Here is a 21,647-nt window from a genome sequence, read left to right as displayed (position 1 = left end):
GGTGAGGTCCGCTAATTCACGTTTCTTTCCAGTTCCTGGCTAATGTATCACCATTGATCATAAAGATATCGGTTTATATTACCACCTTCTGGTGGTAGCAATCTCACGGTAGACTCTTTCGGTCATTGATGCAACTGAACGCCAACTGAACTCGTCTCCAATGTACTTTCGGAGGGAAGAGGGGTTCGAGGTTGAAGAAAAGACACACCGTAATTCCTTTGAGAGGGAACTCGGTTCCGGGAGTACTACCGAGCAGCCATCGTGGTCAATCCACTCCGCCACCCCACAGACATTCGTACAGATCGCGGGGGTCCCACAGGCTAATGCTTCGAGAACAACGTTACCGAATGATTCGTACTCGTTTTTCGAGGGGAGGACGAAGACGTCGGCGTCAGCGTAGGCCGACAGTTTATCTGATCCGTATAGCGGGCCTGTGAACAGTGTTCGTTCGGCTATTCCTCTATCCCCAGCAATGGCTTTCCACTGGCCCTGAGCCCCCTCGTTAGGCCCTACGAAGACGAGGCGTATAGATTCGTCAGAAAGTTCGCTGACAGCGTTGATTAACATGTCACCGCCCTTACGAGGATGGAGCCGGCTTAGGAATAAGACGAGGCGTTCATTCTCGTTTATCTCGTATTTCTCCCGGAATGCGCCGCATTCCGGTCGTTCTCGGAATTTCTCTACCGAAATACCATTGGGGATATGTCTGACCTTTTTGAAATCAACGCTCGGAAGCACATCTGAGAAATTTGAGGATTCGGTATTTGACGACGCGATAATTCGGTCGACACTGGAAAGCATTCGCTTGCCGATAATCGAGTCAAACATCTTTTTGAGTCCAGACAGCCCAAACCGAGGAACTGATCCTCGGGGTTGGTGAACGTGTGGAACGTCTCTGAACTCCGCGGCTAGATGTGAAAATACGGTCGGCGGCGAACGGAACTCATGAGTGTGTACCACGTCGAACTTTCCGGTGTTAGTAAAAAGTGAGAATAGCATTCGTGGCGGAATCTGGATGTTCTTCCATGCAAGCGAGTTGCTCACATTGCGGAATCGGAACACTTTGACTCCGTTCAAAAGTTCAGGATTATTGTAATCCTGGGCTCGGTCCTGAGCGTTCATCGCATCTGTCGTGTACACCGTGACATCGTGTCCCGCGTCAGCGAGCGCGCTGGTGAGATTCTCCACTGACCGGGGGGGACCACCGTATGCGTATGCCGGTGGGAATGTTCCGCAGACGTGTAGAATCTTCATCTCTTATTCACCCCTTGAATTGCTTGCGAAGCGGCTGCTCCGACAGCTTCCCAGCGGTATTCTTTCTCGATGAGGTCGATACCCTGCTCTCCCATCTCTTCTCGGCGAGTACTGTCGGAGAGGATGTTCTGAAGAGCCGCCTCAACTTCCTCCGGATCGTTCTCGACGGCGAAGCCGGCGCCCCACCGGTCACTTAGGGCCTCTATTTCTGCCACCGCGCTGGCCACGTACGGCGTTCCGACAGCCATTGTCTCCAAAAGCTTCGTCGGGCGGGCGTAGTCAAGCTGGTGCTCCGTCTTCAGCGGGACGAAACTCACGTCTGCACCAACGAGAAGAGCAGGGATCTCCTCACGGTCAACATGTCCCGCGAAGGTCACACGGTCTTCGATCCCGAGTTCAACAACTACCTCCTCAAGTTCTGTGCGGCGTGCGCCTCCACCGACCAGCATTAGGTCGGGTTCTCCATCCAACGCGGCGAACCCGCGGAGAAATGGGCCGAAGGCTTGTCCAGTACCTAGGTTTCCAGTATAGATGACATCGGTCGATTCAGTAGGCTGCACGTCGGGAGTGAACAGTTCCGTGTCGACACCGAAGGGGATGACGTGCATATCGAACGAGAGATTAGGATACTTCTCCTCGTAGTACTCGCCCATTGTATCAGTGATGACGATCACAGCGTCCGCTAGAGTAAACGAGACACGCTCGAGCCAACTCATGGCCCGATAGAGGAGTGAGTCCTCGTCGACGTATCCGGCTTTTGGTGCGTTGTCGACCCAGAGGTCGAAAATGTCGAGGACCCAGCCACACCCCGTTAGCTTTCCGATCACCCCGGGGAAAAACGTCGTGTGAGGCGCGGACATTGTGACAATACAGTCGTATCGCCAGAAGGTACAGATTACATAGAGCGTGCTCAACACCGAAAATATCCCGTAATTGAGGATCCGGCCAAGGGTGGTATCGTCTATCGGTTGATACGTGAACAATCGGGTGACAGGGACGCCATCTACCGTGTCCCGTTCGATCGGCCGCCAGCGTCGATCGAACTCCCCAAAGGGAAACGTCGGATACGTAGTCAAGACGTGAGGATTGACGGAGTCATCAAGATGCTGGGGTATTTTCTCCCAGCGATGGGCACCGCCCATTGATTCCGGCGGATAGAACTGCGAGATAATCAGGACCTCCGTCGGATTCGCTTCACTCATTAGTACGTGGCTGTAGCGGGTTTCCAATCCCGGGGCGCAGTACGCTCACGCCGCCTTCCGAGAGCTCTCCGGCGAGAGATGCCAACTCTTCATTCGTTTTGTCGTGGGCGACCAACTGGACGACCGCATCCGGATTCGTTTCGTCGACGAGGGGCTTGAGATCATCGTAGGTCATGTCCTCGACGAGGCGATCACGGTGGACAATGTCGAAACCGTCCAAGCGCAACTCCTCGACTATGTCCTGGGCTGGACTCTCTCGCGGATCTCGCGTGTTCGGCTTGTACGCAGCACCGAGGACGAGGATACGTGGCGAATCTAGTCCACTAAGGGCATGCCGAATGCGTCGCGCCGTCGCGTCTGGCATCATGTCGTTGATGCGTCGCGCCGTCGTGATGAGGTTCGTATGTTCTGGATCGACCTCGTTGAGGAACCATGGGTCGATCGGGAGGCAATGGCCACCCACACCGATGCCTGGCTTTAGTATGTCGACGCGAGGGTGGTTGTTCGCGAGGTCGATGACATCAGTCATGTCCAAGTCGAGGGCGTCGCCGATAAGGGCGAACTCGTTCGACAGGGCGATGTTGACGTCGCGATAGGTGTTTTCCATCAGCTTACAGAGCTCGGCCGATATCAGGTCTGTCCTATAGACGTCACCCTCAAGAAACGGCTCGTAGATCTGGGCAGCGGCATCCGCACACCCATCGGTGTACCCACCAATCACTCTGTCGTTCTGTACGAGTTCCTCGAAGACGTTCCCTGGAAGGATCCGCTCCGGCGAGTGGGCAAGATGGACGTCGGTACCCGGTTCGAAGCCGGCGTTGGTCAGCTTCGGGGCAATCACCTCCTTACACGTCAGCGGCGGGATTGTCGACTCGACGTTGACAATGTTGTCTTGGCTCAGGTGTGGAAGGATAGATTCGACTGCTGCCTCAACCGCACTTAGGTCTGGACTCTTCTGCGGCTCACTCATGGGCGTCGGGACCGAGATGACGAACGCATCGCCGCTCTCTGGCGACGTTCGACCGACAAGGTTCTCGTCGACCTCGTTGCTTTCGAGCATGGCCTGGAGTTCGGCCTCGTCAAGGTTGAGCGATTGGTCGTTAATAGCCGCAACCAGGTTCTCGTCGATGTCGACGCCGACGACTCTCTTCCCAGATTTGGCCAGTCGGAGTGCGAGGGGTAGGCCGATGAAGCCGGTCCCAATAATGACGACTTTCTCGATGTTGGGTGTACTCTCAGTCAAGGTCGTAGTAGTCCCGCATCCATTCGATTGTTTTCGAGAGGCCTTCCTCAAGTGACACACGTGCCTCGTGGTCAAGGTCACGCTTCGCCTTCTCAACACTAGCTCTCTTGTTTAGGGTGTTATATTCCTCGCGTCCGCGGTACTCCACCTTGTCATCGTCTTTGTCGAGGATGTCGAGAATCATATCAGAGAGTTCCTTGATGTCGTAGTACTCCTCACCGGCAATATTGTAGACTTCTCCAGGCTTGAATGAGTCAACAATATTCGCAAGCGTCCGAACTGTATCCCCTATGTAGGTGAACGAACGATGGTGGTTTTCGTAGACATGATATGGGTTATCGTGGAGGGCATGATAACAGAACTTACACACGACACTCCGATACTCACTGAACTTCTCACCAGGACCATACGTATTGAAAAATCGGACACGAACGGTTTCGTTTCCATGGCGGTCAGCAGCATTGAGGATTTGCTGTTCGTTGACCCACTTCGAGATGGCGTAGTCGTTGAGTTGTCGAGGTCCCTCTTCAAGCGGTACAGATTCCTTCATCAGGTCGTCATAATCTCCATATACTTCACTTGATGATGAGAAGATCATCCGGAACCCATACTCGTTCTGGAGACGGAGCATGTTCTTCGTCCCAATGGCGTTTGACTCCCACATCGTTTCGTAGAAATCTTCACCATTCTTACGCCCAAACTCCGCTGCAAGATGGTACACGTACTCGAAATTATGTTCCTCAAAAATTTTCTCCAGTTGTCTATACTGACTTACGTCGCATTTGAAGTACTTCTCTCGTTCACTCCATGGAAGATCCCCAACCCAGACATCATGTCCTCTAGACTCAAGTTCTTCTGTAAGGGGGGCTCCTACTGCACCAAGTCCACCAGTGATTAGAATTTTTGCCATACTGATATTCAGAGAGTTTGATTACTTATCATTTGTTACTCAATCCGGCTATAATTCAGAGGAAATATTCTCAATGATCTTTATTGATGCTTTCCCGTTCCCAAATGGATTCTCCCAATCACCTTTTTTACCATACATTTTATCTGCCTTCTCAGTGATTGACTCAGAATTAATGTCAGAAAGCACGTTTCCTCCTACCTCAACGGTTTCCGGACGTTCAGTAGAATCACGAAGTGTCACGCATGGTATTCCAAGAATACACGCCTCCTCCTGAACCCCACCTGAATCCGTGAAAATTAATTCTGTTTCTGATTGAAGTGTGAGAAAGTCCAAATAATCCTGTGGTTCGATTATTCGGACGTTTTCAGGAAGTTCAATTCCGGCTTCTTCCAGCGTGTTCCGAGCTCGGGGGTGAATCGGATAAATTACTTGTTGTTCAAACAACTCAGCAGCCTCACTCACCCCAGAGAGTAGACTACTGAACCGGGAGGTATTATCGACATTACTCGCGCGGTGTGCAGTGAGAAGGAAATACTCCCCTGGCTTAAGATCGACTTTATCGAGTATGTCGGACTTCTGCCTTGCTAAATTGGAGTTTTGCTGTACCGCATCAACGACCGTGTTCCCGACAACATAGACTCTGTCTTCAGGGATTCCTTCACTGAGCAGGTGATCCGCCGATTGTTCGGTAGGAGCAAACAGATAATCTCCAACATGATCTGTTAGAACTCGGTTGGTCTCCTCAGGCATTTCCCTGTCAAAGCTCCGAAGACCAGCTTCAACATGTGCGACCTCCGTGTCCAATTTCGAGGCCGCAATTGCACCTGCAAGTACGGAGTTCGTATCTCCTTGTACGACGAGTACATTCGGTTTTTCTACAAGGAGTTTTTCTTCAATTCCCGATATCATCTCACCCGTCTGCTTACCTTGGGAGTTCGAACCGACCTCCAAGTTGTAGTCTGGAACTGGCAACTCCAGTTGTTCGAAAAACACCGTATCAAGGCTATCCGAATAATGCTGCCCCGTATGAAGAAGCGTGTAATCAACGTCACGTCGTTCACACTCCCGGATAACGGGCGAGAGCTTGATTATTTCTGGACGAGTACCGAGTACGATTATTATATCTGTCATTCGTGAAGCTGTGTGAGAGTATTCGAAATATGATTTAACATCATTCTATACGAGTGACCATATTTCTCACCTGACTTAATACGAGCCCACTAAACATACAGAGAACGCCCGTCAACACCGAAAAGCCACTAATCAGCGCACGCCACTGGTGGAACGCCGTCGTCGTTTGGTAGAGGTACGCCGTGTGGAGTAACAGTCCCCCTCCGAACCCGAGAAGAACCACCGCCGGCACCCCGAAGAACAACAACGGGTGCCGATCCCGGATCAGTTTCGTCACGAACACGGCCACACCCAGCCCGTGCTTGAACGGGTTGTGCGTCTGACCGTCGACGCCCTCGTACCGGACGTCGATCGGTACCTCCTCGATATCGAGCTCCCGGTTTGCCGCCTCGCTGATCATTTCGCTTTCGACACCCATGCCGTCCGTCTGGAGGGTTAACCGCGAAGCCGCCTCCGGTGAGAACGCCCGGAATCCGCTCTGCGTGTCGCTCAGGTTCTCCCCGGACGATCCCAACGTCAGGTAATCGAGCACGTGCTGCCCAACCCGTCGATGAAGCGGCGTCTCAGTCTCTTCCTGATCAACGTACCGGCTGCCGATCGAAATGTCACAGTCTCCTTCGAGGACGGGTTCTACGACGTCCGGAATATCCTCAGGGAGGTGCTGGCCGTCACCGTCGAGGACGACGAGGCTGTCAATCTCATCGGTGTTGGTGGTATACTGTAACAGCGTCCGGATGGCACCGCCTTTCCCTTTGTTTTCCTCGTGTTCGATCACGGTCGCTCCGACGGATCGCGCGATCTGGACCGTGTTGTCGGTGCTCCCGTCGTCGACGACGATGACCTCGTCTGCGTACTGCTGTGCCCTCGAAACGACACTGCCGATCGCGATCTCCTCGTTGTACGTCGGAATCCCGGCGACTACGGTGTCGGACACAGCATCAATGCGTTCTTGTTCAGGCGCGACCTGTCCCTCGTCATCCACACCCGGTGGTGCGTGGGTCGCCATTATTCGCTCCTCGTACGGAGTACATTGAATGCCCGTCTCGCCGTTCTCTTCTGTGACATGAGGTATTTGAAGAAAAATAAATCTATGTTTGAATAAGTGTTACGCTGTTCCTACCAGTCCGATCTGAGAAGAAATTATTTCATAATCCGCGAGACAGCGCCTCCAATACCGAAATTACGCGGTCTCGTGCGATGAGTAACGTGCCGTCAACAGCAACGGTTCGCTACCCGCTTGGGTACCGGCCTAACCGTCACCTAATCGGGCCGGGACCGTGACCGGGATGGAGTGGTTTCTGATCTGTTTGCGGTAGTGAATACTGCGGGGTCACTACTGTTCGACGTTCGCACTGAAATACAGGATCAGTACCTCACAAAGCATCCTCGGCTAGCTGTTTCTGAAGCCTGAGTTCCACGGCGGAGCGGTTGTGCTGGTGGCCTTGACGAGAAGATCATCGACGAGCCGGCGGAGAACTGTCGCTGTCGGCGGCTGCTGCCGCCGACAGCGACAGCGTCGCCACTCTTGGCGAAGGCTAGCCCGGTCGGAGATTAGCGGGTAAACCGGTCGTCTGGTGGTCGGTTTGCGGGGACGGCCTGACGTGTTGCGAGGGCCGTCCACGCTGCCCGTTGAATCATGTTGATGAACTCCTTGAACGACCACTTCCAGAGGCGACGCTCCCCACGACGGGGCGTCGCCACGTACTCCCAGTGTAAATACACGTTCTGTAACAACAAGCTCACCACGACGTACAGCAGCCGTACGACCGGATTTTGTGTCGATGTCGTCGCAATACTTTGCTCGGAGAGTCGGTAGCTGGCCTCGATACCGAAGCGTTTCGCGTAGTGGTATCGAGTGTCTCGTGGTGAGTCGATGAACGGCGCGTCAGCGGCGTAGCCGTGACGCGCCACCCCATGTTCGTCGTACCGTCCGTTTTGGTACGTACAGTCGATGTAGACCGGAAACTCGACGGTCCAGCTGTGACCGTCGAGTTTCGCCGTCATGTTGTGTTGAATCACGCGACTCCAGCCTTCCGAGAGTTCTTGCTTGATCGTCTGTCCCCAGCGGACGATCGGCATGACGTAGGGGTGGTTGTGTGCCTGAAGCAGCGTCAAACACTTGCTGTGGTAGAATTCACGGTCAAGAAAGACAGCCTTAACCTCGAGGTCAAGGCCGTCGAGGATACCGAGAAACTCTGCGAGGACACTGCTGGTGGTGCGCCGTCTCGAAGACGGCGACACCGCCAGCGTGTAGCGTTTGTTCTTCACACGCGCGTAGAGTGTCGCGTAGGCATGGAACGCAGTTGTTCCACGCTTCGCTTGTGAGTGATACAGGCCGTCTGTACCGGCTTCGTCGCCGTAGTAGGGCCGCAGGTGGAGGTCTGAAACGACCTCCACCTGCTGGGGAAGGGCGTCAAGAACGTCCTTCTGAAGGAGCGCGTTACCGACTTGTTCGAGCGTCTCAAGGTCGAACTTGGTGCGGAGGTGGTAGAGAACCGAGTTTTCGTGGGGTGCATCTTCACTCCTCTCACAGAGCGTTGAGACTGAGGTCCTCGTCGGCGCGTACGCCGACGAGGACCTCGTAGATGTCTACAGCATCCAGTTCAGCGTTTTCAGCGAGTTTGAGGGCGACTTCCTCGTCAAGGGAGTTGACGAGGAAGTTAAGGAGTTGGTCCTCATGGATTTCACCGTCTGCTTGCTGGGTTTTAGACACACCTCAAGCAAGCAGACGTCTCAACTAACCGGCTTTGTGATGTACTGATGTTGAACTATCCCACTGACGGAGGCAAAAGTGCGTAAGTGTGATTAACCATGAATGCGATATTACTACAATGTCAAATGAGGCAGTAGCAGAACGGGAGACGCTTCGGAATATTCTGAACGAGATTCTCGAATCGAAAGACGATGCGAGTACAGTGAGTGCCATCAACGACGACATGTCGCTCACGGATGACTTGGGTCTCGATTCCCTCGATCTGGCTGAAATGACCGTCCGTATCGAAGATGAGTACAGAGTCGATGTTTTCGAGGACGAAGTGGTCGACGAGGTCGGTGAGGTCTTGAGTAAAATCAATTCATGAGTCTCTTCTGGTGGGATATTGAGCGAGAAATCGAAGTCTCGTACGGGGAGCTCGTACAGAGAATTTCAAACCGAGAGAAGCGGCATTCAGTACTACAGACTTCTGAACCCGACGAGCTCTTTACTGAGATATTAATCGCTCTCCTGACCGAATCAGAATTCACGCTTTTGGATTCTGAATTCTCCTCTGAGACACTATCGGAACTCGGGTTTGATGCCAGAGATCTGGAGCAAACTGAACCAGTCCCAAAGATTGAAATTGAAGACCCGAGTGACCTACCCAAAAAGATCAGGACTGCGGATGATGAGTGGACACTCGGAATTTACACGTCTGGCACAACCGGGACTCCCACTCGCGTTGAACAGACCTTAGGTACGCTGACCCAGTCAGTCCGAACTGACGAACGGTTTGATGACAACGTTTGGGCATTCGCGTACAATCCGACCCATATTGCTGGTCTTCAGGTGTTCTTCCAAGCCGTTAGCAACCTGAATCCGATGATCTATATCTTCGAGCATAGCGTTGATCAGATTGAGGAAGTAATTAGCGAATATGAAGTGACGCACATCTCAGCAACACCTACCTTTTACCGGTTGCGACTTCAGCGGTTAGGAGGTACATACCCGTCAGTCAAACGGCTAACTTCTGGGGGAGAGATGTTTGAACCCCAACTAAAAGAATCGTTGAAAGAGCGGTTTCCGAATGCGAAGTTCCGGAACGTCTACGCCCTGACTGAGGCCGGCAGTTTGCTCGAATCTAATGGCGAACTGTTTGAGATACCCGACGAGAAGGAAGACCAGTTCAAAATCACCGAAGATAACGAGTTGGCAGTCTATGAATCCTTGCTTGCAGAAAGCGCCGCTGAAGAGTTCGACGGGGAATGGTACCACACGGGTGACGAAGTTGAGTTTGTAGAGGGTGATGAATTCAGATTCGCCGGCCGTCAGTCCGATTTTATCAATGTCGGTGGGTACCGCGTGAATCCCCACGACGTTGAACGGCGTATCAGTAGTATCGACGGTGTACAGGCAGCTATCGTTCGAGCGCGCGAATCCAGCGTAACTGGGCATATCCTCACTGCGGAAGTGCAACCTGTTCCTGATGCGGACGGCGAAGTCGTCGAAACAGCCGTCGAAGAACAGATAGGGGATTTGGAGCGATGGAAGCAACCACGAATTATCGACATAGTAGACGAAATAGAGAAAACGCGAAGCGGCAAACGGGTTAGATAAATGCAATCAGTAATCGTAACTGGCGACTCACGGGGACTCGGGACAGCGACTGTACAGGCACTTCTGGCTGAGACAGAGTATCAAATCATCGGGATTAGCCGGAGCGAAAGCGAAAATACAGAAGAATTCGAGGAAGAGTATCCTGACCGATACTGCCACATCAACTTTGACCTCTCGAATCCGGAGAAGATTAGCGACCTCTATCAAGAAGAGCTCAAGCCTCGTGGACCGATATACGGGTTGGTAAACAACGCCGCAATGGCGTATGACGATCTTGTAACGAATGCATCGGTCTCGCCGCTGGAACAAATGTTCCGGATTAACGTACTCTCCTCAATATTCCTCTCGAAGTTCTCGCTTCGGGACATGATGCTCAATCGGACCGAAGGTGCGTTAGTACACGTTTCATCGGTCTCGACAGCAACCGGCTACAAGGGGCTAAGTATGTATGCCGCGACCAAGGGCGCACTAGAAGCGTTCTCGCTGAATACTGCTCGTGAGTGGGGAGGGCGTGGGATTCGGTCGAACTGTGTTGTGCCCGGCTTCATGAATACTTCAATGACAGACAGTCTCGACGAAGACGTGAAAGACCGGATATACAATCGAACTGGGCTAGGGGAGCCCACTCAACAAGCGAGTGTTGCGGAAACAATTGTGTTCCTACTCTCCGGAGGTGCGAGTTCAATTACAGGCGAAACTATCCGCGTGGATTCGGGCACGCTCTAGGTCGCTCCCTTCTTCTCGTTAATCGTGGGTACTGGCTGGGAGACATACTAGACCGATGGCGAGATCAAGTTGGCGCTCGTGTGCCATGGAGATAGCCGCTGGGACAGTACTGTACTCTGAATCAGGATCCCTGTATAGGCCTTCCGAGTAAGCGGTGTCCTTAATTCGCAAATATGGTCTCTCTTCTCTAATAATTTCGACCTTCGACAAATCACGATTTATCTCTGAACTAGGCGAGGCCTTGAGATACGCCTCCTTGACAGCCCAACGAGCAGCGTAGTGTTGTTCAGGATACGGCTGTTCATCACAGTAGGAACGTTCTCCCTCTGTGAAGGCATAGGCCTGGAATTGCTCAGGGAACTCTTTGAGTAAGCGTTCAATCCGGCTGATAGCTACGATATCGATTCCACAGTTGGGTACGGGAGCCATTGGATTCTTTTCTCCTGATCATCTTCTGCGAACGATTCTACATCCGCTCAGGCAGTATCGATTTCAATCCCCGTGAAGTTCCACTGCCGCCAATCGAGCATTCGCTCCGCCTCTTCCGAAGTGAGGTCTGCTTGTTCAAGGACCTTCCCAGCAAAATGAAGGTCCCATGACGGAACAGCCTCTCCAGCTAACTCTGCCAACGGTCCCCACTCCATGAGTTGCTTCATCTGCCGAGTGCGGACAAATCCGAACTCAGCCAGAATCTCCTCTGGGAGGGAGAGAGATGCACGAATCGCCCCATTCTTTCGGTGAGCCTTAAGCGCTACAACAACTAAGCTTCGAACGATTGCTTTGTCTGTCGGCGAGTCGCAGTTAATTGGCAGAAGGTCTACAATCTTCACCACATCTTGAGTCCGCCATTGTGACGTTGTCAGTGCTCCCACAACATCTCCATCCTTACGAGCTACGAACGTGCGGTAGTCCGCGTGGGAGGCCTTCGATAGCCGCCACTCGTAGAACTGCTTGTTTCGATTGATTTGGAGCCCGCTTGGCGAAATAGTCTCATACAAATCTTGTAGTAGCTCCGATGGCACAGATTCATACGCTGATACGGTTACGCTGGGATCTGTGCTCTTTCGGGTCGCACGATCAATCAGGTTGGCAGATAGGAAAATCGGTTGGCCAGCCATAGAGAGAGTCGAAAGAAGCTTGTTCTCAGTTAGGTCCCCAACGAACGTCTGAATCCGATTAATTCGCCAACTCCGTGGAACGGTTTCGACCTCACTCCATCCCCGAAGTCGGGTCCAGACATCAACGGTGTCCTCACGTGGTTGACCGTAAGTCAGCCAAGTATTATGGTCTGCGAACTCCTCCATTCCTCTCTCGACCAATTCTGAAAACGTCATTCCCCCCCGATGGTCGGGATGGATGACGAGATCGGTCGGCGAAATTCCTAGGAACTCCGACCCCTCAAATTCCATCGGAACGGGCACAAAGCCGACGCCCCCGATTATCTCCCCATCCTCAACCGCAACGGTTGCAGCAATCTCAGGGGTCCAAGGATTTTGATCATACTTCCATCTGAACCAATCTGTGTCCCACAACTCATTCGATATTTCTGATAAATAGTTGTCGACGAGGTCGAGAAATTCCGGGATATCTTCGTCCTCAATCGGACGTATTTGAGTATTCGACATACTATTCACTATCTAAGTGGTTCTCCAAGTAGTCTTTCGTGGTGGTGAATGAGAAATCGTTCAATAGAGATTCGAGTTTCCTCCGGGTAGTGTTCCGACCATGGTACTGGAACCAAGGGTATTCTTCGACTCGTTGCGGTTCTGCGTTCAGTTCCCAAGGGTGTAAATAACAAACGTTAGGGGAGATCGATGAGGATTTGAGAAGATATCGCAACATTCGATATGGCATGGCACGTAAATAAAACCCTCCGGCGATGGGTATATTTTGTTTTAATAGTGGCACTTGATATGTACTCAGCGGGAACTCCCAAAGTTGGCTTTCTGGGTCACGATACAGCGTAGATTCACTGATTCGATATGGTGTTCGTGGTGCGTCTGGGATACCATAGAGTGGTGTCCACACTGGAAAGACACTTGAGTCATAGAGGAAATCTCGCTGGATGAGCTCCGAAATAAGAAACTTCGAATCGGACGAGAGACTAAATTGAGGAGCTCGAAATCCAGCGACTTCATCTACGCCAGCGGCCTTAAGTGCTTTAATTGAAGTATCCAAACCATCAGCCAAAGATTCCCTGTCTAGCTCGCTGAGGTGAACGTGATGTGTACCATGGCTTCCGACTTCGTGCCCCCGTGCCTGTATTTCCTGTACCAAACCAGGATACTTTTGAGCCACCTCAGATAGCACAAAGAATGTAGCTTTGTTACCCGTTTCTTCGAGCATGGACATGATTTCCCTCGTATACTGAGCAACATTCTCGTCGTGATCACTCCATCTAGAGATATCCAGATCACAATACCACGGCTCAACATCAATTTGTATAATTTTCATACAGGAATTCTCAGATGTCAAAATATAATTCTTATCATCCGTCTTTAGTGCCAGTGTGGATCAGAGCTCCCGGAACATACGAGAGAACAGAGATGGAATCCCGTAAGAAGGCGATAGTCACCGCCGAGAATTGGTTGGGTAGAATCGGCTGTGTTGAATCGCCATACTGCAGCGAGGTAGGCCACTAAATCAAAGGAGTTGAAGCGGGAAGATTCGGTTGCCTATGACACAAATCTCCCGCTTCATCGGGGAGGTTGTGCCGGTTGCTCAAAGAGTTACTGGCGATGGAGGCGAATCCGCCGCCCCGGACGGTGGCGGCGGATTCGCCGACTACGCACTCGTTTCCCTCCATTGTCTCCGGATTTACCTCGATACATCCTACCGAATGACGATCGACTTACTCGAAGAGATGCCACAAATAACTGGGGAGATCGGCCTCAGCGCGGCCGATCTCCCCGCGCCATCCACGTTGTGTAAGGCGTTCGACCGGATCAGCATGAGCGTCTGTCGAGTGCTGCTGCGCCAGTCGGCGCAGCTGCACGATCTCTCAGAACACGCCGCGATCGACGCCACGTTCTACGACCGCTCACCAGCAAGCCGCCACTACTGCCAGCGAATCAGCTACCGCGTTCAGAAGCTCAAAGTCACGAAAATCGTCGATACAGCGTCTCAAGCTGTCCTTGACGTCCACTGCTCAACGAATCGGGACGGAAGCGACGCAGACCTCGCTGAGCAGATCGCCCGCGTTCCGGCGGGCGATCTGCGGTCTCTTGCGGCCGATAAGGGCTACGATAAGCAATCGCTCCGCGAAGGTCTGCGTGAGCTTGGGATCAGACCGCTGATCAAGCACCGCATCTTCGCACCGTACGACCACGCGCACAACGCCAGGATCGACGATACCCGCTACAATCAGCGCTCAATGACTGAAACCGTGAACTCGGCTGTCAAGCGCTCGCTCGGCTTCGCCGTGCGAGCTCGGTCGTGGTTTCGTGAGTTCCGCAAAATCGCGCTGATGTGTGTCGTCTATAACATCAAACGCTTCGTCACACAGTGGATCTCTCCGCCTTACAGCGATTCAACACAGCCGCTCATATAGTACCTCTCAAAGGCGTGTATAATATACTCTCGGAGGAAAATATCGAATCTAGTAATTTGATGCGCTTTAATAATATCACCGGAAGGCCATTGGATACTACAGCTTCGGGAAGGTTGGCACCACACCCGAAGCAATGCGGTACTGCCGAATTCACAGTTCATATCTCAATAAATACAAGACGCTGCTCTGTTGAATCCGCAGAAGGCGTTGGGATCGGGTCACTCTGTACTCGGTTCTAGAGCGCTGTCGAGTGAATTCAGAGACGGAATCTTGACAGAGAGAGTGAGGACCAAGGTCACTGGGTGGGTCGATCCAACTCCTCGACGACGAAGCGTGAGAAAATCGCCTCTTCAGAGATCGTGATCCCCGTGCTGTCATCGGATTCAACAAAGCACAAGACGCAGTATCACCACCTTCTCACGAGGTTCCTCACCCACCAAACTGCTACGGCCGCCTCCATATACATCCGAGTCATGAAGGCCGTCATCCTCGCTGCCGGGAAGGGGTCGCCTGTGGCCGCTGACGGAGAACCGAACCAAACCGATGCTCTCCGTGGGGAATCGGCCGATTCTCGATCACATCGTGACGGAACTCGAAGCGACTCCCGTGACTGAGGTGGTACTCGTCGTCGGCTCGAACCGCGAACGCGTCCAGACCTACACACGCTCGGAAGCACCGTCACCCGGGAGGCCGACGAGACGGTGTTCATCCGCGCCGGTCCCGAGATCGGCGTCGCCGCCACCAAGACGTTCGTCTCGCAGGTGGCGACGGTGACGCTGCTGGCGGCCCATCTCGGAGCGGCTCGAAACGCGCTCTCGACGCAGGCGACCCGTGACCTGCTGGCCGGCGTCCAGGAGCTCCCGGGGGCGGTCCAGCAGGTCCTCGACCAGGAACCGGCGATCAAACAGGCAGCACAGACGCACGCCGACAGCGAGGCGTTCTTCTACATCGGTCGGGAGGCCGGCTACCCCGTCGCACTCGAGAGCGCGCTCAAGCTCAAGGAGATCTCCTACGACCACGCGGAGGGGTTCGCTGCGGGCGAACTGAAACACGGCCCGCTCGCGTTAGTGACGCCGGAGACACCGGTGATCGCGGTCCTCACGGCGGAGAGCCGGCCGAGAAGACGCTCAATAACGTCAAGGAGGTCAAAGCGCGTGGGGCGCCTGTCATCGGCGTGACGAGCGATCCGGCTCACACGAGCACCGTCGATCAGACGTTCGATATTCCGGACTGCGGGCCGCTCGAACCGGTCATCGCGAACGTCGCCCTCCAGCTGTTCGCGTACTACGTCGCGGACGAGAAAGACCGGCCGATCGATAAGCCTCGCAATCTCGTGAAGAGCGTTACCGTGGAGTAAACCGCGGTGTCGCTCCAACGATGGCGACTCGAGGCACGACTGAGAGGCGAACACGTGAACGTCGGCACCAAGACGACCGCTGTACCCGTCGACACAATAACGCAGATGGCTGAGAACGGTGAGGGCGTCGACGCTGGTCGTCGGAGCCTTAGGGTGATCCCCGACGATGGCGCGAAAACTGGGATTACCACGTCGCTGAATGCCGGAATTCAGACCGGGACTGACAGAACAACATCCCCAACGGGATGGTACCCGCGATCGACTTTTGAATCAGTGACCAACGAGTATAGTCGTTGGATTCAACCTAGCGAGTTTGTAGGCAGATTATATAAATACGGATGGTAAAGTTGAATCATGGCCGATGATAAGGGATCGAAATCGCTTACAAAAAGACTAGGATTGTGGCTCCATCGTACACTTATCCGATTCCGGTTGCTCCCGAGACGACCCAGAGAACCGGACTCACAAAGCCCGTCGGAAACGGACCAGCTGATCGGTGATGTTGATTTCGACGATCAGTGGCGGATATTTCGGACCGGCTTCTTGACCGTTTCGACGCTCTTACTCGTGGATATTCTCGCTCTCTCGGCGCTGTGGGTTTTCGTTGACCCCACAACACAAGAACTCCTGCTTGGAACGATCGGACTCGTGGTACTGAATCTGATTGTTTCGCTGTGGGTGCTTATGCGAGTACGCCGGTCCGTCGTCGATTCACTTTTCCGTATCTGATGGACGGTTCCTGAAATGTCCGATAAAACGGTTGTTCTGCTGTTTGGAGGCGGTTAATCGGGTGGCCACTAACACCGGCCTCACCCTCGAGATCAGTAGCAACAATCCCGAGGACGACGCGCTACAAGCCCAAGCAAACGCACTTACGCCACTCGTGGGAGTAGTACGGCTGCCTCAACGACTACGAGAACGTGGCCTGCCACATACGGGCGCTAACGTCTTCATGTTGCCGAGCACCTTTGATAGTGATTACTGCGAATAGTTTCAGAGGCGGCGTTGAGAGACGCTGGTTCAGCCGCCCTCAGTGCCGATACGGATCGTCACAGCGGTAAAGACTCGCAGTAATCACTATGAGGGATTCGGGATCGGGTTCTTCGAGGCGATGGCCGCGGACTGCATAGTCATCGCGAGAGACTATCTGGAGTCGGCCGCCGCCGAGGTAATCGTCAACGCCGACTTCCTCATCGAGCCCACGCTCGACGCACTCACGGAGACACTTAGCTGGAAGTCTGTCACCCAGATCGTTATTCTGGGATTTGTGAAGATTTAATCGCGATTGATCCGAGTTAAATCCAGTTAACTACCGATTCATATTTTATTCCCCCAGGATATCCCCGATGTGCGCCAATACACGTACTCAAGCCCATACACATATGATTACGAGATCAGTAACAATCGAGGCGATTCACGACTTGTACTTGACGTGGAACGACCACATCAACGCCTCTGCCCTCTATCGTCGTGCCCTCCGCGAGGAGATGGACGTTCGCGATGTCGATCCCGACGAGCTCCGTGACTTCCTCAAGCAGGCTCGCGAGCAGGGCTACACACGTGACGAGATTGCTGAGAACACCAACTGCTTTGCAGATCTCCGGTCACTCGTGGACGACGAACAGGACCAACCACCAGCTGGAGATACCGCAGATGATTAACCCGCAATGTCACAGGACCAGACACCCTCCGACTCCGAACGTGGCACCGACCGCGAATCGATACTAACGGGCACAATCCCTCGACAGGCAGCGCTCACCGTCATCCTCCTGAGCCTCGTCGCTGTGGAGCCAGTAGCCGCCCAGGACAACGCGGTCTGTAGCGCGGACAACCTCCCAAGCATGATTGAGGGATTCTTCCAGCTGACTACTGCGCTGGGGATCGTCGGTCTCGCCGTCGTCTGGCAGGCCGATTCCCTCATCGAGATGTTCACAATCGGTCCAGAACAAAAGAAGGGGCTCAAGCGCCACAAGCGCTCGGCGATGAAGTCCGCGGTCGTCCTCGTCGTCCTCGGCCCGTTGTACACAGTCGCCGGGTCGATGATGGGCCTCCCACTAGCGCAGTGCGTCGATCTCACACCGTGGTGAGCCGCAATCCCGACGCGAGCCCGATGACCCACCGACAGCTCTCCATGCTCATGGCCGGCTTGCTCGCGACGAGCCTAATCACAGGTATCGTCGCCGCTGACCCGCCGCGACCAGGTACGGAGGAGAACGGGCTCACGGAAAACGAGTCGGCAACGCTGTGGTCACGTGATGCGGACAACTACATCAGCCAGGAGGAGTACCGGCAGCGCTACGGCGAGAACCGCTCCGCCGTCCATCAGGTCGCCAACGGGACGGACGTCACGTTCAAACGGCCGCCCGCGACCGCGGCGACGTGGACGCGGAACGACTTTGAGGACCTCGACGCCGGCGGCCCAGATACGTCCGTACATCCACCGCACGCGGACCTCGAGGACGGCGTCTTCATCGACGATGCTCACGCAACGATCTTCGCGGTCCAGCCCTCTACTCGTGGACATCTCGGGTCTAGTGAGACCCCACTCTACACCGCGCCGAATGGGACGCTGTGCGGGTTCGTTGATTACCGCGTTCGCGTCCCCAGCGGGAGCTCTTCCGGCAACACAACTATCTCGTGGTCGCTCACGGAGCACGAGATCGAAGAAGTCCGGGTGAAGAAGGACGGCGAGACCATCGCCGAGCGTGACGGGGACCATACGCCTGCCCTCGACTACCAGATCGAGGGCGACTGGAGTGCGAATCTCACGCTGGAAGCGGAGATTAGCGTCCGGCTGAAGAAGACCGTCAGGACCGACCTGGGTGACCAGACGGACGTCGACGTCACCTATCGGACGGAAACACGGAACGTCTCCGATTCGATCGACGTCGAGATCTACGACCTCTCGGCATACCCCTACTACGCCGAGTATCCGAACGGCGACGCCGGTGTGGCCATCTTCCAGTCGCGGCCGTGGCAGGGGTACACGCTCACGGAGAACGGTGAGGCACGGGTCCGTGGGATCTGGCGGTTCTACACCGCTCGGAACACGAACTGGGACACGCTCGTCCGGTCGAATCGGACTGCTAGTGCGACTGTTCAGTCAGACGCGATTCCGGTGTACGTCCACGCCTATCCCTCGCGGATCGGCCCGCGTACAGAGCCGGTTCGAGACGGACCAGAACTCATCGAGACCTGGGGGACTGACCGCCCGTCACCGGTCGGCACCATCGGTGAGGACATCAATATCGACATCGTCAACCAGTCGTACACGACGACGTACGGCGTCGCCGTTCGAGCCGAGAACGTCGATCGAGAGGCGCTCCATGTTGCGGGCATCGTCCGGGGCGTGAATGCGTCAATCGCCGAGCCGGACGCCGGCTCCGAGCGGCAGCTCCGCCGCAGCAATCTCACTGTCCAGGTCATCCAGCAGAACCAGTCGCAAGCGACGCTCAGGGTCGAACTCCGGGACAATCAAACTGGGGCGCCGATTGCGCTTGACGATAGCCGTCAGTATCCAATCGGCGGCACCACCCGGAGCGGGTACATCACGGTCGCGGATCAGCGCATTGAGACCAACGCCTCCGGGGTGGCGATCGTGACCATCGACGAACCGGACATCTACACGGCGCGGTACCACCCTGGCTCGTGGCTCGGTCACGCCCCGGCGTACGTGAGCGATACCGCGACGGCCCGCTGGCATCCACTCGGGACGATTGACGGCTGGTTTGCGCTGGTGTTCGAGGTCGGCTGGCAGCTCCTCCCGTTCTTCGTGATGTTCTACGCTGGCAAGCGGCTCCTCCGAATGCTCGGTCCAGAAGACATCTTCCAACGGAACCCATAGTCCATGATTAGAAACCACCCACAGATCAGTCGGCGAACCGCCCTCCGAACGGTCGCAGGTGCTGCCCTCGTAAGTGTCGCTGGCTGTCTGAACGACAATAGCGGTTCTGGGACGCCTGGTGACGGAACGACCTCTCCAGATGGCAACGGCCCACTCACGCGTGTCGCTGTCGAGGGGACAACACTCGTCGTCGAACTCTCCGAAGAAGCCGACGTCGACCAAGTCAACCTCATCCAACCGAACGGCGAGTTATTCGGGGAGCGCGACGTAGCCGCGGGTGCTCAGCGGGTCTCATTCGAGATCGGCACCGCGTATGCGCCCGGTGAGTATCGCGTACTCGCACTGAAGGGCGAGGAGACTGTCGCAGAAACCTCGCTCGCTATCCAGCCGGAATTGGTGATACGAGATGTTGGGCTCTATCGGAATAACCCGGATAAACCATGGGACGAAGTCTATGGCGAAAGCCAAACAGATTCGAAAAAGAATGGGGAAGCATTCGTCACCGTGGAGAATACCGGGAGTGGTCCGGGAGCAGTAGTTGAACTCCGATTTACCGGGGATGTTCCCAATCCTGTCGATGATCCCCGTGGAAGTGGGATATACGAAAAAGAACGTGTCGTAGTCGGTGCAGGCGAGACAGTAGATATCTTCAGCGACTCGTTCCCGTTTGGCTCAGAAATCGGGGAGGACGGTATGGGTTGTTCAACTGATGGAAATAGCGGGCAGTTTACTGTCGTACTGGAGACTCGAACTACAGGACAACAAGTCACGAAATCCTACGACGTGGAGTACACTGGCTCTGACGAGATGCAGAATTGCGAGGTCACAATTAGCGAGGCTTGATGTATGGTTGATCTCATTGATGTCGTCTTAGAGGGGTTCAAGGGCGTTGTTGACTGGATTATTGGTCTCTTCATGGATGGCCTGACGACCGGTTATAATACGCTCACCGAGGAATTATTCGGAACTCCTACACCTCAAACAGATGGCGCATTCGTTTTTGGCGAACCATCGAACGCACCCTGGACCACAATTCAAGATTCCCTCGTTGGCGGCGAAATCATGCTCATCGCATTACTGCTGCTCGTAATGAGCGTCCAGGGCCGGCATACAATCCGGATATTCAACATTGGAAGTGCCTATGAGGCGAGGAAGACGAAGAAAACGGCGTGGGTGGGTGCCTTCCTGATTATCGTCTGGTATTGGATCGGTGTACTCGCTCTCTATATCGTGGACGGGTTTTCAATCGCACTGATGCCGAGTATGGCTTCGCTTCGGAACGCTATGTTGGGCTTCCTCACCGTGTCTCTAACGAATCCAGGATTGTCTCTTCTATTCGCCCTGCTCGGAGGAATTTCGATGTGGGCATTGCAGGCGTTGTTTTACATCCGGGAGATTCTCCTCTACGTGTATCTCTACGGAATGCCAATCGCAATCGCTCTCGGATATGGGAATATTCCTGTTGTGTCTGATATCGCATTAGGCTTTGCCAAGCGATTTGTGCCCCTGGCTGTCCTGCCATTGCCGGCGGCGATGGTCTTCAAGGGCTATGATCTAATCTACGGCGGTGGGACGCTCACACCAGGAACAGCGTTCCTCAAGTATCTCGTCGCTACGTCGCTTCCATTGGTCGCACTCTACATCACGTGGAAGACGTTCAAATACGCGACGCCGTTGACGGCCAAAGTCGTTGGCGGTGCGACGAAAGGCGCAGCTCTCATTGGCGGTGTCGCCGCTGGTGGGTACCTTGCTGGCTCCGGCGTCGCGACGACCGCCGCTCGGTGGGGGCCGAAAGCCGCCGCTGGCCACGCAGTCGCGCAAAAAGCGGCTGCCCGCGGTGGGCATGGAGGGGGCGATGGCGGTACACCATCGTACCGCCGAACGGAGAATGACCCAGGTGGAGCGACAGCGGAATCGGCGAGTGACGAACGCGGAATGGAGTTTGATCGAGGTATTCACTAACAATGTCAGCAGATCAAGACGCAGCAGCACGGCGCATCATGGATCAGTTCGGCGAGGAGAGCCGCATCCCCTACCTCAACATCGAGGAAGGCGATGTCGGCATGCTCATCGCCTTCCCCATTATTGGAGGGTGTCGTAGAACGAGTAGCACACCAA

Annotated in this window: 19 protein-coding genes and 3 pseudogenes; 12 read left to right on the top strand and 10 right to left on the bottom strand. The window is 54.5% G+C overall.

Features of this window, described 5'->3' with window-relative positions; all coding sequences use genetic code 11:
- Window positions 1-78 precede the first annotated feature (78 nt).
- From DJ70_RS10825 to DJ70_RS10795, 7 genes and pseudogenes are all read right to left on the bottom strand, one after another.
- Window positions 79-1,254, bottom strand: coding sequence for a glycosyltransferase (locus tag DJ70_RS10825; RefSeq protein ID WP_094532900.1), 1,176 nt, complete (start codon window positions 1,252-1,254; stop codon window positions 79-81).
- A complete protein-coding gene (locus tag DJ70_RS10820; RefSeq protein WP_094532898.1) occupies window positions 1,251-2,456 on the bottom strand; it encodes a glycosyltransferase family 4 protein in 1,206 nt (401 codons plus the stop codon). Before DJ70_RS10820 ends, DJ70_RS10825 begins: the two co-directional genes overlap by 4 nt.
- Window positions 2,449-3,699 (bottom strand): nucleotide sugar dehydrogenase, encoded by a 1,251-nt coding sequence (locus DJ70_RS10815; RefSeq protein WP_094532896.1) that lies wholly within the window; start codon window positions 3,697-3,699, stop codon window positions 2,449-2,451. The genes DJ70_RS10820 and DJ70_RS10815 overlap by 8 nt, the downstream gene beginning before the upstream one ends.
- Window positions 3,692-4,609 (bottom strand): NAD-dependent epimerase/dehydratase family protein, encoded by a 918-nt coding sequence (locus DJ70_RS10810; RefSeq protein ID WP_094532894.1) that lies wholly within the window; start codon window positions 4,607-4,609, stop codon window positions 3,692-3,694. Before DJ70_RS10810 ends, DJ70_RS10815 begins: the two co-directional genes overlap by 8 nt.
- Window positions 4,610-4,657: 48 nt before the next feature.
- Window positions 4,658-5,740: a non-hydrolyzing UDP-N-acetylglucosamine 2-epimerase gene (wecB, locus tag DJ70_RS10805; protein ID WP_094532892.1), complete on the bottom strand. Its 1,083-nt coding sequence runs from the start codon at window positions 5,738-5,740 to the stop codon at window positions 4,658-4,660.
- Between the two features lie 40 nt (window positions 5,741-5,780).
- A complete protein-coding gene (locus DJ70_RS10800; protein WP_094532890.1) occupies window positions 5,781-6,746 on the bottom strand; it encodes a glycosyltransferase family 2 protein in 966 nt (321 codons plus the stop codon).
- A gap of 545 nt (window positions 6,747-7,291) precedes the next feature.
- Window positions 7,292-8,453, bottom strand: a pseudogene (locus DJ70_RS10795) (ISH3 family transposase).
- A 118-nt stretch (window positions 8,454-8,571) separates the two neighbouring features.
- Here DJ70_RS10795 and DJ70_RS10790 point away from each other — a divergent pair.
- The 3 genes from DJ70_RS10790 to DJ70_RS10780 are packed head-to-tail and all read left to right on the top strand — an operon-like array spanning window position 8,572 to window position 10,778.
- Window positions 8,572-8,820, top strand: coding sequence for a phosphopantetheine-binding protein (locus DJ70_RS10790; protein WP_094532888.1), 249 nt, complete (start codon window positions 8,572-8,574; stop codon window positions 8,818-8,820).
- Complete coding sequence (locus tag DJ70_RS10785) at window positions 8,817-10,052, top strand: AMP-binding protein (protein ID WP_094532886.1); 1,236 nt, start codon at window positions 8,817-8,819, stop codon at window positions 10,050-10,052. Before DJ70_RS10790 ends, DJ70_RS10785 begins: the two co-directional genes overlap by 4 nt.
- The gene (locus DJ70_RS10780; protein WP_094532884.1) at window positions 10,053-10,778 is read left to right on the top strand and encodes an SDR family NAD(P)-dependent oxidoreductase; all 726 of its coding nucleotides are present in this window, start codon (window positions 10,053-10,055) and stop codon (window positions 10,776-10,778) included. It begins immediately after the preceding gene.
- Between the two features lie 18 nt (window positions 10,779-10,796).
- Here DJ70_RS10780 and DJ70_RS10775 read toward each other — a convergent pair whose 3' ends face one another.
- From DJ70_RS10775 to DJ70_RS10765, 3 genes are read right to left on the bottom strand one after another with little or no spacing between them, the layout of a single operon-like run.
- Window positions 10,797-11,207, bottom strand: coding sequence for a holo-ACP synthase (locus DJ70_RS10775; RefSeq protein ID WP_094532882.1), 411 nt, complete (start codon window positions 11,205-11,207; stop codon window positions 10,797-10,799).
- A gap of 47 nt (window positions 11,208-11,254) precedes the next feature.
- Window positions 11,255-12,403 (bottom strand): GNAT family N-acetyltransferase, encoded by a 1,149-nt coding sequence (locus DJ70_RS10770; RefSeq protein ID WP_094532880.1) that lies wholly within the window; start codon window positions 12,401-12,403, stop codon window positions 11,255-11,257.
- Window position 12,404: 1 nt separating this feature from the next.
- Window positions 12,405-13,232, bottom strand: a complete 828-nt coding sequence (locus DJ70_RS10765; RefSeq protein WP_094532878.1) for a polysaccharide deacetylase family protein — start codon at window positions 13,230-13,232, stop codon at window positions 12,405-12,407.
- Window positions 13,233-13,455: 223 nt separating this feature from the next.
- Between DJ70_RS10765 and DJ70_RS10760 the strand changes: the two genes are divergently transcribed.
- The 9 genes and pseudogenes from DJ70_RS10760 (at window position 13,456) to DJ70_RS10720 (ending at window position 21,491) form a co-directional block, all read left to right on the top strand.
- On the top strand, window positions 13,456-14,328 hold the full coding sequence (locus tag DJ70_RS10760) for an IS5 family transposase (RefSeq protein WP_094532876.1): 873 nt from the start codon (window positions 13,456-13,458) through the stop codon (window positions 14,326-14,328).
- Window positions 14,329-14,871: 543 nt separating this feature from the next.
- Window positions 14,872-14,937: pseudogene (locus DJ70_RS18050) on the top strand (hypothetical protein); the annotation flags it as partial.
- A gap of 50 nt (window positions 14,938-14,987) precedes the next feature.
- Window positions 14,988-15,685: pseudogene (locus DJ70_RS10750) on the top strand (SIS domain-containing protein); the annotation flags it as partial.
- A 1,033-nt stretch (window positions 15,686-16,718) separates the two neighbouring features.
- A complete protein-coding gene (locus DJ70_RS17430) occupies window positions 16,719-16,964 on the top strand; it encodes a glycosyltransferase (protein ID WP_094532874.1) in 246 nt (81 codons plus the stop codon).
- Between the two features lie 103 nt (window positions 16,965-17,067).
- Complete coding sequence (locus DJ70_RS10740; protein WP_094532872.1) at window positions 17,068-17,346, top strand: hypothetical protein; 279 nt, start codon at window positions 17,068-17,070, stop codon at window positions 17,344-17,346.
- 6 nt (window positions 17,347-17,352) lie between these two features.
- Window positions 17,353-17,772 carry a hypothetical protein gene (locus DJ70_RS10735; RefSeq protein WP_094532870.1) on the top strand — a complete coding sequence of 140 codons (420 nt, stop codon included), beginning with the start codon at window positions 17,353-17,355 and terminating at the stop codon, window positions 17,770-17,772.
- A 23-nt stretch (window positions 17,773-17,795) separates the two neighbouring features.
- Window positions 17,796-19,529 carry a hypothetical protein gene (locus tag DJ70_RS10730; RefSeq protein ID WP_179234036.1) on the top strand — a complete coding sequence of 578 codons (1,734 nt, stop codon included), beginning with the start codon at window positions 17,796-17,798 and terminating at the stop codon, window positions 19,527-19,529.
- A gap of 3 nt (window positions 19,530-19,532) precedes the next feature.
- Window positions 19,533-20,372, top strand: a complete 840-nt coding sequence (locus tag DJ70_RS10725) for a hypothetical protein (protein WP_094532868.1) — start codon at window positions 19,533-19,535, stop codon at window positions 20,370-20,372.
- A gap of 3 nt (window positions 20,373-20,375) precedes the next feature.
- A complete protein-coding gene (locus DJ70_RS10720) occupies window positions 20,376-21,491 on the top strand; it encodes a hypothetical protein (protein WP_094532866.1) in 1,116 nt (371 codons plus the stop codon).
- The last annotated feature ends 156 nt before the right edge of the window (window positions 21,492-21,647 follow it).

The sequence above is a fragment of the Halorubrum halodurans genome, assembly GCF_002252985.1.
Classification (GTDB): Archaea; Halobacteriota; Halobacteria; order Halobacteriales; family Haloferacaceae; genus Halorubrum; species Halorubrum halodurans.
The sequence above is the reverse complement of the archived record's forward strand: the minus strand, read 5'-3'. Positions and strand labels throughout refer to the sequence as shown.

Bases quoted from the DNA above. Each gene is read 5' to 3' on its own strand.
- DJ70_RS10825 (WP_094532900.1), bottom strand. From the start codon at position 1,254: ATGAAGATTCTACACGTCTGCGGAACATTCCCACCGGCATACGCATAC.
- DJ70_RS10820 (WP_094532898.1), bottom strand. From the start codon at position 2,456: ATGAGTGAAGCGAATCCGACGGAGGTCCTGATTATCTCGCAGTTCTAT.
- DJ70_RS10810 (WP_094532894.1), bottom strand. From the start codon at position 4,609: ATGGCAAAAATTCTAATCACTGGTGGACTTGGTGCAGTAGGAGCCCCC.
- wecB (WP_094532892.1), bottom strand. From the start codon at position 5,740: ATGACAGATATAATAATCGTACTCGGTACTCGTCCAGAAATAATCAAG.
- DJ70_RS10800 (WP_094532890.1), bottom strand. From the start codon at position 6,746: ATGGCGACCCACGCACCACCGGGTGTGGATGACGAGGGACAGGTCGCG.
- DJ70_RS10790 (WP_094532888.1), top strand. From the start codon at position 8,572: ATGTCAAATGAGGCAGTAGCAGAACGGGAGACGCTTCGGAATATTCTG.
- DJ70_RS10785 (WP_094532886.1), top strand. From the start codon at position 8,817: ATGAGTCTCTTCTGGTGGGATATTGAGCGAGAAATCGAAGTCTCGTAC.
- DJ70_RS10780 (WP_094532884.1), top strand. From the start codon at position 10,053: ATGCAATCAGTAATCGTAACTGGCGACTCACGGGGACTCGGGACAGCG.
- DJ70_RS10775 (WP_094532882.1), bottom strand. From the start codon at position 11,207: ATGGCTCCCGTACCCAACTGTGGAATCGATATCGTAGCTATCAGCCGG.
- DJ70_RS10770 (WP_094532880.1), bottom strand. From the start codon at position 12,403: ATGTCGAATACTCAAATACGTCCGATTGAGGACGAAGATATCCCGGAA.
- DJ70_RS10765 (WP_094532878.1), bottom strand. From the start codon at position 13,232: ATGAAAATTATACAAATTGATGTTGAGCCGTGGTATTGTGATCTGGAT.
- DJ70_RS10760 (WP_094532876.1), top strand. From the start codon at position 13,456: ATGACACAAATCTCCCGCTTCATCGGGGAGGTTGTGCCGGTTGCTCAA.
- DJ70_RS10740 (WP_094532872.1), top strand. From the start codon at position 17,068: ATGATTACGAGATCAGTAACAATCGAGGCGATTCACGACTTGTACTTG.
- DJ70_RS10735 (WP_094532870.1), top strand. From the start codon at position 17,353: ATGTCACAGGACCAGACACCCTCCGACTCCGAACGTGGCACCGACCGC.
- DJ70_RS10730 (WP_179234036.1), top strand. From the start codon at position 17,796: ATGACCCACCGACAGCTCTCCATGCTCATGGCCGGCTTGCTCGCGACG.
- DJ70_RS10725 (WP_094532868.1), top strand. From the start codon at position 19,533: ATGATTAGAAACCACCCACAGATCAGTCGGCGAACCGCCCTCCGAACG.
- DJ70_RS10720 (WP_094532866.1), top strand. From the start codon at position 20,376: ATGGTTGATCTCATTGATGTCGTCTTAGAGGGGTTCAAGGGCGTTGTT.